Source organism: Paenibacillus sp. PvP094, assembly GCF_040546835.1.
In the GTDB taxonomy this organism is placed as follows: Bacteria; Bacillota; Bacilli; order Paenibacillales; family Paenibacillaceae; genus Paenibacillus; species Paenibacillus illinoisensis.
Window position 1 is genome coordinate 4,307,949 of sequence record NZ_JBEPOM010000001.1, and the last position, 13,305, is coordinate 4,321,253.

A 13,305-nucleotide genomic window follows, 5' to 3' on the forward strand; every position below is an offset into this window, starting at 1 on the left:
CTTAACATCCGCATAAGTACACCATAGAACTGACACAATGAAAACGGATGAAGGGAAGGTGAGCCGGTTGGGACCACATGGAACAGAGGGCCTTACAGAGCGCTATCCGGAATTGCACGCTGCGTTGCTGGAAACGGCAAAAACCTGGAATACAGTACCTTATGCTTGGCTTCTTGGGGGGAGCTGTGGACTGCTGCTGCAGCAGGTCGAGTTGCAGCAGGCTCCAAGAGATATTGATGTGTACGCCGATCTGGCTGCTGCACATGGGCTGCATCATGCTGCCCCAGGAATTGCCCTGGATAAACCGGTGATAGATCGAACAGGGCCATACGCTTCATTGCTGAGTCATTATCAAGTCGGAGAGTGTGCGCTTGAACTCGTAGGTGGCTTTGAAGTATGGTCCAGGCAGAGCTGGTACCGGGTTGAGATTGAACAACTGCTGATTCATCATGCGCCTCAGGCTCAAATTGGTTCTTACACGTTAAGATTGATGCCCCTTGCTCATGAGCTGCTTTTTAATCTGCTGAGAGGTCGAGCTGACCGTTATGAGGCTATTGCTGAAGCAATCCGGAAGGATCCACAGCTTCATCAGCCCTTACTGGCTTCATTGGGTAAGCATAATGTGTGGACAAGCCGATTCTCCGCTGAGGTAGAAGAGTTGGTTGGTTTTACATGGACTTCATAGGTGGGGAGGCAAGAGGATGGAGCACACGATTACATTTTTACCGCAAAATAAGAGCATTCGCCTAAAAGCGGGAGTGAACCTGCTCAGTGCCGCACGCCGTGCAGGAGTGAAGATTCCAACCCGTTGCGATGGAAAAGCCGCTTGTCTAATGTGCAAGGTCAAAGTAGATGGTGATCAGCTGCAGGCCCTGCACCCCCCTACAGATGCTGAACAACGGAAACTGGGTACCCTGCTGGAAGCAGGAACTCGTCTTGCTTGTCAGGCCAAGGTGAGGGGATCCGTGTCTGTTCATGTTCCGGAGGATCCGCTCAAAGCTGCGATACGTAAGCAGTTGGAACGCCAGCAGCAGGAGAATGACGATTGGTTCTGAAACTAACCTGAATGGAGCTCAATTGGATTGGGTTTTCCCGTTGGACTCTTCAGATTCAAGGAGGATGCGGATGAACGAAAACAAAGATAGACTCTTCATCGGTTTAGGGCAGAGGTACGGGATTCAGGGAGTCCGCTGCCTTCTCTTCATTTTAATGGTTGCTACAGTAAGTGGCTGCATGTATCCAACCCAGGGTAACGATGACCCCAAAATAGCATACAGGGAGAGTGTGAACCGGATACAGAGTGCTGTAGAGGCATTTCAGAAGGATCAGGGGATTCTGCCCATGATTAATGCGGATATGGATACCCCAAAATATGAAAAATTCAGAGTGGATCTGCCGAAGCTGAAACAGCAAGGTTATCTGGACGAGATTCCGGGTACCGCTTTTGAGAGTGGTGGGAGCGCTTACTTCCTTATTCAAAATGAAGAGACAGCACCCACTGTAAAAGTAATGGACTTGCAGACGGTACAGAAGGTCAATGATGTACAGCGCATGGTTAACCAGTATAAATCAGTACATAACGGCAAACTGCCTGCCGGGGAGGAATTGTATACCGGTCTGTATGCTGTAGATATGAAACAAGCTGCTCAGGCAGGTGCTCCAGAGGTTACACTGAACAGTGTATATTCCGGTCAGGAGTTACCATTTATCATGGACGATGAAGGCAATGTGTACGTAGATTATGCCTTCGATATCATGCAGGCGGTAGAAAAATCGGATCGTTCTCCTGTGGAAGGGGATGATGTGCGCGAGTATTTGCTGGAGCACTCCCATTTCGTTCCTGTAAAATCGGTTAGTTATACGTGGCAGAATAATGCCCCAGTGGCACAAGAAAAACCATAGATGAAATGCACCAAAAAAAGAGATACTCCTTATTAAGGAGTATCTCTTCTCTTTTTATTGTTGCATTACGTTCTCAGGAGCTTCAGAGAACCAGATCAGATAATACGTTAGACCTCAACGGTGTAGTTCAACATAAGTTCATCGCCGGGCATTCCACGGATGCCCCAGTGTGCACGTGGTGTCTCGAAAATAGTAATCTCCAAATCATGGAAAGACAACTGGAGTTTTTCATGTATTTGTTTATATAATTGCTGGATTAAATCTTTCTTTGTTTCCATAGATCTTCCTTCGAACATGCTGATTTCAACAATGGTGTATGCTGCTGATCGATCTTTCGGGTACTGAAAGTTCTCCGCATCCATGGGGAAGTAACGTTGGAATTTTTTGTTCTCTGGCAGTCCCAGCACATCCATCATAACGGAATGAATCACGATAGCAAGCTGTTCTTTCATTGGATTTAACTGCTCACGTATACCGAAAACTTTAATCTGTGCCATGCTCATCTCACCTTTCTCATCTCGTTTTCAATCTAACTCAGCTCGGCTCTAAAACCATGTTTCCTTCACAGTATACCTCTAACTCTCCAAGTGTCCGATACCCCAAATAGAAATGAATGAAACCAGCATAAATGCGACCCTGTGTTCATAAAGTAGATTGAAATAATGACGCGCAGTCCGAGAGCGGGGCAACATCCCGGAGCTGAAGACCTGAGAAAAAAACAAAAAAACGCGTCATATTGCTGCATACGGATACATAAGATGATACTAGTCCAATTGCATGTACGAGTTAACGCCGCTTTCGCCGGTTTCATCAGAATGCAACGTTCGGCGGCGGACGACTTCCGGGCACTCACAAAGGCGGCTCTACCGTTGCAGGGATTTCAGTCTTCTGATTGAAAAAACGAAGCGGATGCTCTTTAGCATTTTTCCTTCGGAGTAATTTAGGGAGGGGATTTCATTGGAGAAAGTGGACATTTTTAAGGACATAGCTGAGCGGACCGGAGGGGATATCTATCTCGGGGTTGTCGGCGCAGTCCGGACGGGGAAATCAACATTTATTAAACGATTCATGGAAACGATCGTACTGCCAAACATCGCAAGCGAGGCTGATCGTGCCCGTGCAGTGGATGAACTTCCACAGAGTGCAGCAGGCAAAACGATTATGACCACCGAGCCGAAATTCGTACCGAATAACGCAGTCCAGATCAAAGTGGCTGAAGGGCTCGATGTTAATGTACGTTTGGTGGATTGTGTAGGGTACGCTGTGGAGGGTGCGAAGGGCTATGAGGATGAAAATGGTCCACGCATGATCTCCACGCCGTGGTTCGAAGAGCCGATCCCGTTCCAGGAAGCAGCGGAGATTGGCACGCGAAAAGTCATTCAGGAGCATTCCACATTGGGTGTGGTGGTTACCACAGACGGCACCATTGCCGAGATCGCCCGTAGTTCCTACGTGGAATCCGAAGAACGAGTCATTGCCGAACTGAAAGAGGTTGGCAAACCGTTCGTACTGATCATCAACTCTACCCGTCCTCGCAGTGAAGAGGCTCTTCAATTGCGAAGCGAATTGGCAGCTAAATATGATATTCCGGTAATGACATTAAGCGCGGCCACGATGACGGAAGATGATGTGACAGGCGTGCTGCGTGAAGTCCTGTATGAGTTCCCTGTTCATGAGGTGAATGTGAATCTGCCGAGCTGGGTTATGGTCCTGAATGAAACCCACTGGCTGCGTAACAACTACGAAAATTCCGTGCGCGACACGGTGAAGGACATTCGTAGACTGCGTGACGTGGACCGGGTTGTATCCCAGTTCATGGAGTATGAGTTCATTGACCGCGCAGGACTCAGCGGCATGAACATGGGCCAGGGTGTGGCCGAAATTGATCTGTACGCACCTGATGAATTATACGATCAGATCCTCGTGGAAGTGGTCGGCATTGAGATCAGAGGCAAGGATCATCTGCTGCAGCTGATGCAGGAATTCTCTCATGCCAAACGGGAATATGATCGCTTCGCTGAAGCCTTGGAGATGGTCAAAACGACCGGATACGGCATTGCGGCACCTTCGCTTGCTGAGATGGCACTGGATGAACCTGAGCTCATTCGCCAAGGCACCAAATTCGGTGTGCGTTTGAAAGCAACTGCACCTTCCATTCACATGATCCGGGTCGATGTCGAGTCCGAGTTCGCACCGATTATCGGTACGGAGAAGCAAAGTGAGGAACTGGTGAGGTACCTGATGCAGGACTTCGAGAACGACCCAATCAAGGTGTGGGATTCAGACATGTTTGGTCGTTCACTGCATTCCATCGTGCGCGAAGGGATTCAGGGCAAGATCGCCATGATGCCGGACAATGCAAGGTACAAATTGCAGGAGACATTGGGACGTATCATAAACGAAGGTTCAGGCGGCTTGATTGCCATCATTCTGTAAGACAAAAGACCACAAGGCCATCCTTGTGGTCTTTTTGCTGTATGATTTAATTTCCTATAAACGGTATTACTGGATGTATACTACATGCTTCAAGAAAAACTTAGCGAGTTTTAGCTTTAAATTGTTAAAACCCATTTACATACTAGGGATTAGCCGTTATATTAATATTCAACTATTGTGATCAAGGTCACTGAGAGTGCACGAATAGGGGGAGACAGAGATGAAAAAGAAAGATACGAAATGGGTATGGCTAAGTGTTCTGCTTGTATTTACATTGGCACTGTCCGCTTGCGGGATCAAAAAAGAACCGGCAGCAGCTCCAGCTTCCGGAGCATCAGAGGACAAGCCCAAGACGGAGGCAGTGACTGGCCCGCTTAGTGGTAAACGAATTGCCCTAATCATGGAATTTAACACGGGCACATTCTCACAGCAGTATGTACAAGGCGTAAAAGAGGAAATTGAAAAATTCGGCGGTGAGCTAACTACATTTGTTGCTGATAATGATAAAGCCAAAATGGTTTCTTTGCTGGACAGCGCAATTAACCAGAAGTTCGATGCAATCTTGACGGATCACGGGGACTCGCTCCTGGAACCGGGTGTGAAAAAAGCAGTAGAACAAAACATTCCGGTAGTAGTCTTCGATGCAGCTATCCAAGTACCAGGGGCAACCGTACTGTCTCAGGATGACCAGAAGATGGCGGAACTTACACTGGAACAAATGAAAAAGGATATTAACGGCCAGGGGAATATCGTGAAAGTATGGGTGGCCGGATTCGCTCCTATGGAACGTCGCCAGATTGCCTACGGCGAATTCATGAAGGAGAATACAGACATCAAGGAGATTGCCACATTTGGCTCGGCTCAAAACCCGGCTCTGGATACACAAGCCAAGATGGAAGCGATTCTGAAACAATATCCGAAAGGCGAAATCACAGCCGTGTGGGCTGCATGGGATGAGTTTGCCAAAGGTGCTGCACGTGCAATCCAGCAAGCCGGTCGTGACGAAATTAAAGTTTACGGTATCGATATGAGTGATGAGGATTTGCAAATGATTCAGGATCCGAAAAATCCTTGGGTTGCTTCCGCAGCGGTAGACCCGACAGACATTGGACGTGTTCAGGTACGTTATGCTTATCAGAAACTGAACGGCGATGAGACTGAAGATCAGGTGGTCCTTAATCCGGTTTATGTTCAACGCGAAGCACTGCCTGAGACACAGATCTCTACTTCCGAATTGTCCCAATATGTTGAGGGTTGGGGAGGAAGTACACAGGGCATCAAGGATTGGATGGCGGAATACGGAATCACTGCTAAATAAAGCAGCGTTAGTAGGCGCGCCGCAAGGTGCGCTTTTTTCGCAGGCAGATATGTAAAACAACAGATTGTAAGGATAGCACGACTCCCTGGAGGAGGGATTGGAGGTCTACATCATGACAACTGCACCGATTTTGCTTCAAATGGAACATATTCATAAGCAGTTTGCTGGCGTTCCTGCGCTGAAAGACGTTGATTTCTTTGTAAAAGGTGGAGAGATTCATGCACTGCTTGGCGCCAATGGAGCAGGCAAAAGTACCTTGATGAAAATTCTGTCGGGTGCCTACCAACTGGATCAGGGCCAGATTCGATTAAATGATCAGCATTTACGTCTAAATTCACCGGGGGACGCTAAGGCAAACGGAATTCACTGTGTCTATCAGGAGGTCGATGCTGCACTGGTACCCCAGCTGACGGCTGCTGAGAACATTATGCTGGATCAGCTGGCTTCTCCAGTTGGTGGATGGTGGAAAAGCCCGCGTAAGCTCCAGCAGCGTGCTCTTGAGGCACTCAAAGAATTGGGAGCAGACATTGCAGTTCAGAAAAAGGTAGCGGACCTTACCCTTGCAGAGAAACAGATGATTCTGCTGGCGCGCATCCTGATTCAGGATGCCAAGGTGATTATTTTTGATGAACCGACTGCTCCGCTGAGCCAGGAAGAAACCGATGCCTTTTTCCGGATCGTTCATCTGTTAAAAGAACGGGGAGTAGCTTGCATTTTTATAACCCACCGGCTTGCTGAGGTGACTGGGCATTGTGATCGAGTGACCATCATGAGAGACGGGCAGCATGTATTTACGGGTGAGGCACGTGGACTAACTGTCAATGATCTGGTAACACAAATGCTGGGCAAGCCATTCGAAGAGGAATTTCCGAAGACGGAAGCACCTATAGGCGAGGTAATCTTTGAAGCACGTGGACTGCACCGGGGGATCAAGGTGAAGGGGGTTGATTTGTCTGTACACCGTGGTGAGGTTCTGGCTGTTGTCGGCCTGGTCGGTGCGGGCAAAACGGAATGCTCCCGTCTTCTGATTGGAGCAGACCAGCTGGAGAAAGGGGATATTCGTTTACACGATAAACCGCTTCGCTTCTCTCAGCCGGCGGATGCTGCAGCTTCAGGCATTGTTTCCGTACCCGAGGAACGTCGCAAGCAGGGGATTCTCATTCAGGAAAATGTGGAACGAAATTTGAGCCTGCCCTTGCTCGGACGTCTTAGTACATTCGGATTCGTGAGTCGCAAGAAGGAGCGGGAGAACGCGGAATCCCTGGTTCAACAGCTTGGCATTAAAACATCTTCGGTACGTCAGGAAGTGAAGTATCTGAGCGGAGGTAACCAGCAGAAAGTAGCTATTGGCAAATGGCTGAATGCGGACGCTGATGTCTTTATATTTGATGAACCTACCAAGGGCGTGGATATTGGAGCCAAAAGTGACATCTTCCGTATCATTAACGAGCTGGCTTTGGCAGGCAAGGCGGTCATCTATTTCACATGTGAGCTGGACGAGGGGCTCGGTATAGGAGACCGCATTGCAGTGATGTGTGAAGGGAAAATCGTAAAAGAATTCAAGCGTGGCGAGACCAACCAAGAACAGCTGCTATACTATGCAAGCGGTGGACAAGAGGTGCAGGTATGAAGGACAAATCTATGGATTTTGCGTTCCGTTACGGGGCGATTATCGTTATTATCGGAGTTATTGCTTTTTTTGGCATCAAGTTGCCTTACTTTTTTACCTACAGTAATCTGACTGACATTCTGGGGTCGATATCGATCGTGACCTTTGTGGCTATCGGTGTAACGTTATCTCTCATTGTGGATGGTTTCGATCTCTCGGTGGGGGCTACCGTCTCATTGACGACCGTTGTAACGGCATCGTTAATGATCTGGTATCAGCAGCCGCTCGCCGTTGTCATTATTGTTCCGCTCGTGATCGGTGCAGTCATTGGCCTCCTGAATGCTTTGTTGATTGTAAAACTGCGCATTCCTGATCTGCTCGCCACGCTGGCGACCATGTACATCATTGGAGGTATTCACAAAACGTACGCGCAAGGGTATACCATTTATAATCATATGCAATTTCCTGATGGCAGCAAGGCAGCCGGAGAGATGGATCCTACGTTCTTGCTGATTGGTCAGGGGAAATGGCTCGGCATGCCTATATCGGTTATCCTCCTTCTCGTTGCAGTCATTGGTGTTCATATCTTTTTGACGTATACGAAATACGGACGCCAGATGTACGTTACTGGAGGCAATGAAGAGGCGGCGCGCTTGTCCGGAATCAAGGTGAAAAAGGTGCGTACGCTTGCTTATGTGGCTGCTGGCGTGTTTGCTGCAATAGGGGGCATTATCTACGCTTCCAAAGTGGGATCAGGACAAATTGATGCAGGATCTCCGTTGTTAATGGAATCCGTAGCAGCTGTGTTTGTAGGGTTCTCTGTCTTCGGTGCGGGTAAACCAAATGTTATCGGAACCTTCATTGGTTCAGTCCTGATTGGGGTACTGGTGAACGGTTTAACCATGATGAATGTTCAGTATTTTACTCATGATATTGTAAAAGGTGGCGTCCTCGTGCTTGCCCTGGCGGTGACATTTTACGTGCTAAACCGCAACCGCACTTGAAATTGTGTGCTGTCTGTATTAGTATAAAATTTGTTCCGCGTCTGAAACGCGCTTGGTTTCAGGCGGCATTCTGCCGGAAATGACTGTTGACCGCAGGCGGATAATTGTGTTCATCACGCTCAAGATGTACGTAGATTTTTTGCGTATGAACGTATATTTCGCTTTAAAACGGAAACACAGTATAACATTCAGGACATTGATTCAGGAGGTGAAAACAAATGAACAAATCAGACTTGATTACACACGTGTCCGAAGCGACTGAATTGTCCAAAAAGGATGTAACGAAAGCGGTTGATGCCGTATTCGAAGCAATCTCTGAGGCTCTTCAAAGCGGAGACAAAGTACAATTGGTTGGTTTTGGGAACTTCGAAGTTCGCGAGCGTTCTGCACGCAAAGGGCGTAACCCGCAAACAGGTGAAGAAATCGAAATTCCTGCGAGCAAAATTCCTGCATTCAAACCAGGTAAAGCGCTCAAAGACGGAATTAAATAAGATTTCTACATATTCCATATGTCAAAGAAAGGACCGTGACTCGTTCACGGCCTTTTCTTTTGTCTTCTAACGATGTGCCTCGCTGTTTTTTGTGTCCTCAGGGTCGTCCGGTTGCTTGCTGTAAGCGATCAATATCAGATCTTCTCCTGCTGATTCCGAAAGGTGCTGTTCAATGTCCTGTAGCTGATGAATATGCTCGTCTGTCAAGGTTGCAGGGGTGTACTTCATGCAGAGGCTCCTTTCTATGGAATGTATCCTGTAGTATGACCCGGTTCCCATAGATTATTGCAGCTTAACAAGCAAAACTCAGTTGACAAATGAATCAATCTTAATCATCATTAACGCTATTGAACAATTAGGAGAGGGGACGCTACGTAATGGATCATCCAACCGGCAGTGATTACATTGTCATTAAGGCAGAGGAAAACGGAGTTCAGGTCATCGGTTTGACGCGAGGACAGGACACGCGTTTTCATCATACCGAGAAGCTGGACAAAGGTGAAGTTATGATTGCCCAGTTTACGAATCATACTTCCGCGATCAAAATCCGCGGTAAGGCTACCATGATTACAAAGCATGGCCAAATAGAATCAGAATAAAAGACGAGTTAAGAGTCTGTTGCATCAGAGCTAAGCGTCGTTTTACGGAAATCTCCTGCCTGTTCACGAAGTGGATTGGGGTAGAGCCAATACTTTGGGTATGAACGAAAAATTGCAGGCATAGCCTGCTTTTTTTCATTGTACAATGAGGTATGAGCCTTTACCGGACAGACTACACTAACATGTAAAGGCAGGGAGGCATTTATGAAACCGCGGATGATCGTGACGGCTTCGCTGCTGGCAACGGTTGCAGCAGTTTTCCTGTTGGTTGCTGTGCAAACCTTACATATGCGAACATTGGGCGGAGAGCGGGTACAGCCGGTATCTGCAGCTGAGCAAAAGCTGGAACTGTCTGACGAGAATTTGGTGGACGTGCTGAGCTCCATGCATTTGACTACACCGATTGCAAAAGTAGAGTGGAAGCAGTCCATTTTGAAACTGGATCTGAAGGTGACAGGTACCGGAACAAGTTACACCGAAATCTATGATAATATGGCAACGGTGGCCGAGCTTGGATTTCACGGTCTTGATAACGTAGAGCAAATACTGCTTCGTGTCATGGCAGAAGATGAGTGGCTGCACAAAAGGCATCTGCTGCTTGCTGCAGATATACGAAGAAATGAGTGGCCAACAGATGCAATCGAAGCACTTCGAAATTGGAAAAGCCCCGTCCTATCCGGTGAAATAAAAGAATGGTTTCACATCATGGAGACCGATCTGTGGAAGAAGCAATTCGAATTGTTGAACGAAGGGTAATAGAATAGCAGGATTCAGTGCGTGTCTGTTCAACATATGCTATAATATATAAGATTGTAGTGCAGAAATGGTTTAACAATGCAAAGGCTCGGAGGCTGAGAATGAATTCATATCGCGTACCCCAACTAGCAAAAAAATATACGGATTACGACATGATTCGACAACATACGGAAATACCACCGTTTCCGGATAGCCGGGCTCGTCTGCTGCAGGCGTTTGTGGGCCGTACAGATGAAAAGGAGCATGATGAGCTGTATGCTCTGGCTACCTCGCTCGTCCAGCTGGCCATGGATACGCATGATCGAATCGATACGATCTCCGGGGATCGGAAAGAGCAGGAGATGCGCTCACGCCAGTTGAATGTTCTTGCTGGTGATTATTTGAGCAGTCGCTTTTATCAGCTGCTTGCCCATGCGGGTCGTATTGAGATGATCGGTAAGCTCAGCGGTGCCGTATCGGAAGTCAACGTGCGCAAGATGACGCTGTATGATCGGATGAAAAAGCTTCTCGTTTCGGCTGAAGAATACTTGCGTGAAACGGTACAGCTGAAGATGCAGCTGTTTCTTTCTTTTGCGGACATGATTGGATCAAAGGAACAGAAGCTATGGGAGAGTCTTCTTGCCGAATTCAGCTTGTGCGAGACCGTTGTGGAAGAGCTGCAGCGAATGAAAGACGCGAAGAAATTCAGCCATAGCTATGCTTTCTGGCATATATACAAGCAAGGTACAGCCGATGAGCGGAACCTGATTGGCCAGCCGGAGCCAGATATGCGGGCATGTGGGGCCATGGCAGTGAAGTATCAAATTGATGGGCTTCTGCTGGACAGGCTTCGTGAAAGTACAAACCGCATAAAGCTTTTGCTGCAGGAAGAACAAGACCAGCGGGGATTAGCTGAGCTGTATGCCATCTTGGAAACCTATTTGGGTTATCTGGAGCCTTCACACGCAGCAGTAAGGGAAGATTGAGGGGGAGACAAATGGGGAGCGCAGAGTCGAAACCAAAAGAAGAGTTTGTCCATTCGGTGTTTCAGAGTATAGCCGGAAAATATGATGTCATGAATGACATCCTGAGTTTCCGCAGGCACAAAGCCTGGCGCAAATTCACAATGAAGAAAATGAACATGTCCAAAGGGGATACAGGCTTAGATCTATGCTGCGGTACCTGTGACTGGACGCTGGCGATGGCAGAGGCAAGTGAAACAGGTCACATGCATGGACTGGACTTTAGCAGCAACATGCTTGAAGTCGGGCAGAACAAGGTTAATGCCGTAAACAGACAAAAGCAGATTACGCTTGTTCAGGGGAATGCCATGTCACTTCCTTTTGAAGATAATTCATTTGATTATGTTACCATTGGATTTGGCCTTCGTAATGTTCCTGATCTGAGACAGGTTTTATCGGAGATGAAACGTGTAGTGAAACCAGGTGGCATGGTTGTGTGCCTGGAATTGTCCAAGCCGACATGGCAACCGTTTAAAGGTATTTATTATTTTTATTTTGAACAAGTACTGCCGAGACTTGCCAAATTGTTCGCCAAACGTTATGAGCAGTATAAGTGGCTGCCTGATTCATTGGCATTATTTCCGGGAAGGAAGGAACTGGCTACCATTTTCGAAGAAACCGGATTGAAGCAAGTGCAGGCCTATCCTCTGACCGGAGGCATCGCGGCATTGCATATTGGAACCAAGGAGAATCAGCATGTTTAGGAAAATTCGCATCTTTTTAGAAATGATCAAGATTGAACATACGCTTTTTGCTTTACCTTTTGCATTTATGGGTGCCATCCTCGGGTCTATGGTCGTGAACGGAACGTTCCCAACCTGGATGCAGATTATGTGGGTGCTGCTGGCCATGGTTGGTGCACGCAGTGCGGCATTTGGACTCAACCGGATGATTGACCAAGCGATCGACGGCAAAAATCCGCGGACGGCTATGCGCGCTATCCCAGCGGGCCTGCTCAAAAATGGCGAGGTTGTTATCTTTGTTATTGTCTCGTTTGTACTGTTATTCTGGGCTTCATCCAATCTTAATGTGTTATCAATGCAATTACTTCCAATCGCAGTGTTTATGCTGGTATTGTATTCATACACCAAACGATTTACATGGCTCTGCCATGTTGTTCTCGGAATGACTATTGGCCTTGCTCCACTTGGAGGCTGGGTTGCTGTTACGGGGTCCATGGATTGGACAGCCATAGTGCTGTACGTTACGATTGTGTTCTGGACAGCAGGCTTTGATATTATTTATGCATGTCAGGACCTGGAGTTCGACCAGGAAGAGGGGCTTCATTCCATTCCTTCCCGTTTCGGACTTATTAAATCGTTGAATATTGCTAAGTTCTTTCACATTATTACAGCCATCGGATTTTTGGCGCTTCTGTTGATGACGGATCTGAGCTGGTGGTATGGTGCAGGCATGCTGATTACATATGGTATTCTTTTCTATGAGCACTATATTGTATCGCCTAACGATATGAGTCGTGTACAGACGGCTTTCTTTACCATGAATAGTGTTTTGAGTCTGGTCGTATTTACCTTTACTTTGATAGACCTGGCGGTGAAATAAACATGCAGCAGCTGGACAATAAACGACTTGTTGTCGGAATTACCGGAGCCAGCGGAAGTATTTATGGCATAAGACTTATTGAAACGCTGCTCGGCCTGGATTTCACTGTTCATCTGGTGATTTCTAATGCCGGCTGGCGGGTTTTAAAAGAAGAAATGGATTGGGATGTCACGAATCGTGAAGGTGTGCTGGAAGAGAAATTCGGCGGCCTCGGCGGTTCGCTGATCTATCATCCCGTTAGTGATATAGGGGCTTCGATCGCAAGCGGATCTTACCTGGCTGATGGCATGATCATCATGCCATGCTCCATGGGCACACTTTCCTCCATCGCACAGGGGTCATCAGACAATCTGATGTCTCGTGCTGCGGATGTCATGATGAAGGAGGCAAGGCCGCTAATTCTGGTGCCACGGGAGACTCCGCTGCATGCGATCCATCTGGAGAATATGCTCAAGCTCTCTCGCTTGGGTGTTCGAATGATTCCGGCCATGCCGGCTTTTTATCACAAACCTCAGACGATGGAAGAGTTGATTTTGTTTTTGGTAGGTAAAGTGCTGGATAGTTTGCGCATTCAGCATCAACTGTTCGCAAGATGGGGAGAACCGGATCAACGGGGCTAGCCGTTT

16 protein-coding genes are annotated in these 13,305 nt (G+C 47.6%); 14 read left to right on the top strand and 2 right to left on the bottom strand.

Features of this window, described 5'->3' with window-relative positions; genetic code table 11:
* Positions 1-58: 58 nt before the first annotated feature.
* The 3 genes from ABIC22_RS19840 (at position 59) to ABIC22_RS19850 (ending at position 1,902) form a co-directional block, all read left to right on the top strand.
* Positions 59-685 carry a hypothetical protein gene (locus tag ABIC22_RS19840; RefSeq protein WP_246058561.1) on the top strand — a complete coding sequence of 209 codons (627 nt, stop codon included), beginning with the start codon at positions 59-61 and terminating at the stop codon, positions 683-685.
* A 16-nt stretch (positions 686-701) separates the two neighbouring features.
* Complete coding sequence (locus ABIC22_RS19845) at positions 702-1,055, top strand: 2Fe-2S iron-sulfur cluster-binding protein (protein ID WP_354483268.1); 354 nt, start codon at positions 702-704, stop codon at positions 1,053-1,055.
* A gap of 70 nt (positions 1,056-1,125) precedes the next feature.
* Entirely contained in the window at positions 1,126-1,902 is a 777-nt protein-coding gene (locus ABIC22_RS19850) for a hypothetical protein (RefSeq protein WP_354483270.1), read from the top strand.
* 107 nt (positions 1,903-2,009) lie between these two features.
* Here ABIC22_RS19850 and ABIC22_RS19855 read toward each other — a convergent pair whose 3' ends face one another.
* Positions 2,010-2,399, bottom strand: coding sequence for a tautomerase family protein (locus ABIC22_RS19855; protein ID WP_354483272.1), 390 nt, complete (start codon positions 2,397-2,399; stop codon positions 2,010-2,012).
* Between the two features lie 460 nt (positions 2,400-2,859).
* Here ABIC22_RS19855 and spoIVA point away from each other — a divergent pair, with 460 nt between their 5' ends.
* The 5 genes from spoIVA (at position 2,860) to ABIC22_RS19880 (ending at position 8,760) form a co-directional block, all read left to right on the top strand.
* The gene (gene spoIVA, locus ABIC22_RS19860) at positions 2,860-4,338 is read left to right on the top strand and encodes a stage IV sporulation protein A (RefSeq protein ID WP_127540262.1); all 1,479 of its coding nucleotides are present in this window, start codon (positions 2,860-2,862) and stop codon (positions 4,336-4,338) included.
* A gap of 220 nt (positions 4,339-4,558) precedes the next feature.
* On the top strand, positions 4,559-5,656 hold the full coding sequence (locus ABIC22_RS19865) for a sugar ABC transporter substrate-binding protein (RefSeq protein ID WP_095292884.1): 1,098 nt from the start codon (positions 4,559-4,561) through the stop codon (positions 5,654-5,656).
* A gap of 112 nt (positions 5,657-5,768) precedes the next feature.
* The gene (locus ABIC22_RS19870) at positions 5,769-7,286 is read left to right on the top strand and encodes a sugar ABC transporter ATP-binding protein (RefSeq protein ID WP_354483274.1); all 1,518 of its coding nucleotides are present in this window, start codon (positions 5,769-5,771) and stop codon (positions 7,284-7,286) included.
* Complete coding sequence (locus ABIC22_RS19875; RefSeq protein WP_095292881.1) at positions 7,283-8,269, top strand: ABC transporter permease; 987 nt, start codon at positions 7,283-7,285, stop codon at positions 8,267-8,269. The genes ABIC22_RS19870 and ABIC22_RS19875 overlap by 4 nt, the downstream gene beginning before the upstream one ends.
* A 218-nt stretch (positions 8,270-8,487) precedes the next feature.
* Positions 8,488-8,760 carry an HU family DNA-binding protein gene (locus ABIC22_RS19880; RefSeq protein ID WP_024630670.1) on the top strand — a complete coding sequence of 91 codons (273 nt, stop codon included), beginning with the start codon at positions 8,488-8,490 and terminating at the stop codon, positions 8,758-8,760.
* Positions 8,761-8,826: 66 nt separating this feature from the next.
* Here ABIC22_RS19880 and ABIC22_RS19885 read toward each other — a convergent pair whose 3' ends face one another.
* Positions 8,827-8,988: a hypothetical protein gene (locus ABIC22_RS19885; RefSeq protein WP_164764346.1), complete on the bottom strand. Its 162-nt coding sequence runs from the start codon at positions 8,986-8,988 to the stop codon at positions 8,827-8,829.
* Positions 8,989-9,137: 149 nt separating this feature from the next.
* On the opposite strand from ABIC22_RS19885, the gene mtrB reads away from it, so the two are divergent.
* The 6 genes from mtrB to ABIC22_RS19915 all read left to right on the top strand — a co-directional run bounded on the left by mtrB (position 9,138) and on the right by ABIC22_RS19915 (position 13,299).
* The gene (mtrB, locus tag ABIC22_RS19890) at positions 9,138-9,359 is read left to right on the top strand and encodes a trp RNA-binding attenuation protein MtrB (RefSeq protein WP_095292880.1); all 222 of its coding nucleotides are present in this window, start codon (positions 9,138-9,140) and stop codon (positions 9,357-9,359) included.
* A gap of 204 nt (positions 9,360-9,563) precedes the next feature.
* A complete protein-coding gene (locus ABIC22_RS19895) occupies positions 9,564-10,115 on the top strand; it encodes a hypothetical protein (RefSeq protein WP_153979189.1) in 552 nt (183 codons plus the stop codon).
* 101 nt (positions 10,116-10,216) lie between these two features.
* On the top strand, positions 10,217-11,080 hold the full coding sequence (locus ABIC22_RS19900; protein ID WP_354483276.1) for a heptaprenyl diphosphate synthase component 1: 864 nt from the start codon (positions 10,217-10,219) through the stop codon (positions 11,078-11,080).
* An 11-nt stretch (positions 11,081-11,091) separates the two neighbouring features.
* On the top strand, positions 11,092-11,820 hold the full coding sequence (locus tag ABIC22_RS19905) for a demethylmenaquinone methyltransferase (RefSeq protein ID WP_095292874.1): 729 nt from the start codon (positions 11,092-11,094) through the stop codon (positions 11,818-11,820).
* Complete coding sequence (locus ABIC22_RS19910; RefSeq protein ID WP_354483278.1) at positions 11,813-12,679, top strand: UbiA-like polyprenyltransferase; 867 nt, start codon at positions 11,813-11,815, stop codon at positions 12,677-12,679. Before ABIC22_RS19905 ends, ABIC22_RS19910 begins: the two co-directional genes overlap by 8 nt.
* 2 nt (positions 12,680-12,681) lie before the next feature.
* Positions 12,682-13,299: a UbiX family flavin prenyltransferase gene (locus ABIC22_RS19915; RefSeq protein ID WP_154895609.1), complete on the top strand. Its 618-nt coding sequence runs from the start codon at positions 12,682-12,684 to the stop codon at positions 13,297-13,299.
* The last annotated feature ends 6 nt before the right edge of the window (positions 13,300-13,305 follow it).

Coding starts and splice junctions, on each gene's coding strand:
- ABIC22_RS19915 (WP_154895609.1), top strand. CDS start 12,682: ATGCAGCAGCTGGACAATAAACGACTTGTTGTCGGAATTACCGGAGCC.
- ABIC22_RS19875 (WP_095292881.1), top strand. CDS start 7,283: ATGAAGGACAAATCTATGGATTTTGCGTTCCGTTACGGGGCGATTATC.
- mtrB (WP_095292880.1), top strand. CDS start 9,138: ATGGATCATCCAACCGGCAGTGATTACATTGTCATTAAGGCAGAGGAA.
- ABIC22_RS19910 (WP_354483278.1), top strand. CDS start 11,813: ATGTTTAGGAAAATTCGCATCTTTTTAGAAATGATCAAGATTGAACAT.
- ABIC22_RS19845 (WP_354483268.1), top strand. CDS start 702: ATGGAGCACACGATTACATTTTTACCGCAAAATAAGAGCATTCGCCTA.
- ABIC22_RS19855 (WP_354483272.1), bottom strand. CDS start 2,399: ATGGCACAGATTAAAGTTTTCGGTATACGTGAGCAGTTAAATCCAATG.
- ABIC22_RS19880 (WP_024630670.1), top strand. CDS start 8,488: ATGAACAAATCAGACTTGATTACACACGTGTCCGAAGCGACTGAATTG.
- ABIC22_RS19865 (WP_095292884.1), top strand. CDS start 4,559: ATGAAAAAGAAAGATACGAAATGGGTATGGCTAAGTGTTCTGCTTGTA.
- ABIC22_RS19870 (WP_354483274.1), top strand. CDS start 5,769: ATGACAACTGCACCGATTTTGCTTCAAATGGAACATATTCATAAGCAG.
- ABIC22_RS19905 (WP_095292874.1), top strand. CDS start 11,092: ATGGGGAGCGCAGAGTCGAAACCAAAAGAAGAGTTTGTCCATTCGGTG.
- ABIC22_RS19885 (WP_164764346.1), bottom strand. CDS start 8,988: ATGAAGTACACCCCTGCAACCTTGACAGACGAGCATATTCATCAGCTA.
- ABIC22_RS19850 (WP_354483270.1), top strand. CDS start 1,126: ATGAACGAAAACAAAGATAGACTCTTCATCGGTTTAGGGCAGAGGTAC.
- ABIC22_RS19900 (WP_354483276.1), top strand. CDS start 10,217: ATGAATTCATATCGCGTACCCCAACTAGCAAAAAAATATACGGATTAC.
- ABIC22_RS19895 (WP_153979189.1), top strand. CDS start 9,564: ATGAAACCGCGGATGATCGTGACGGCTTCGCTGCTGGCAACGGTTGCA.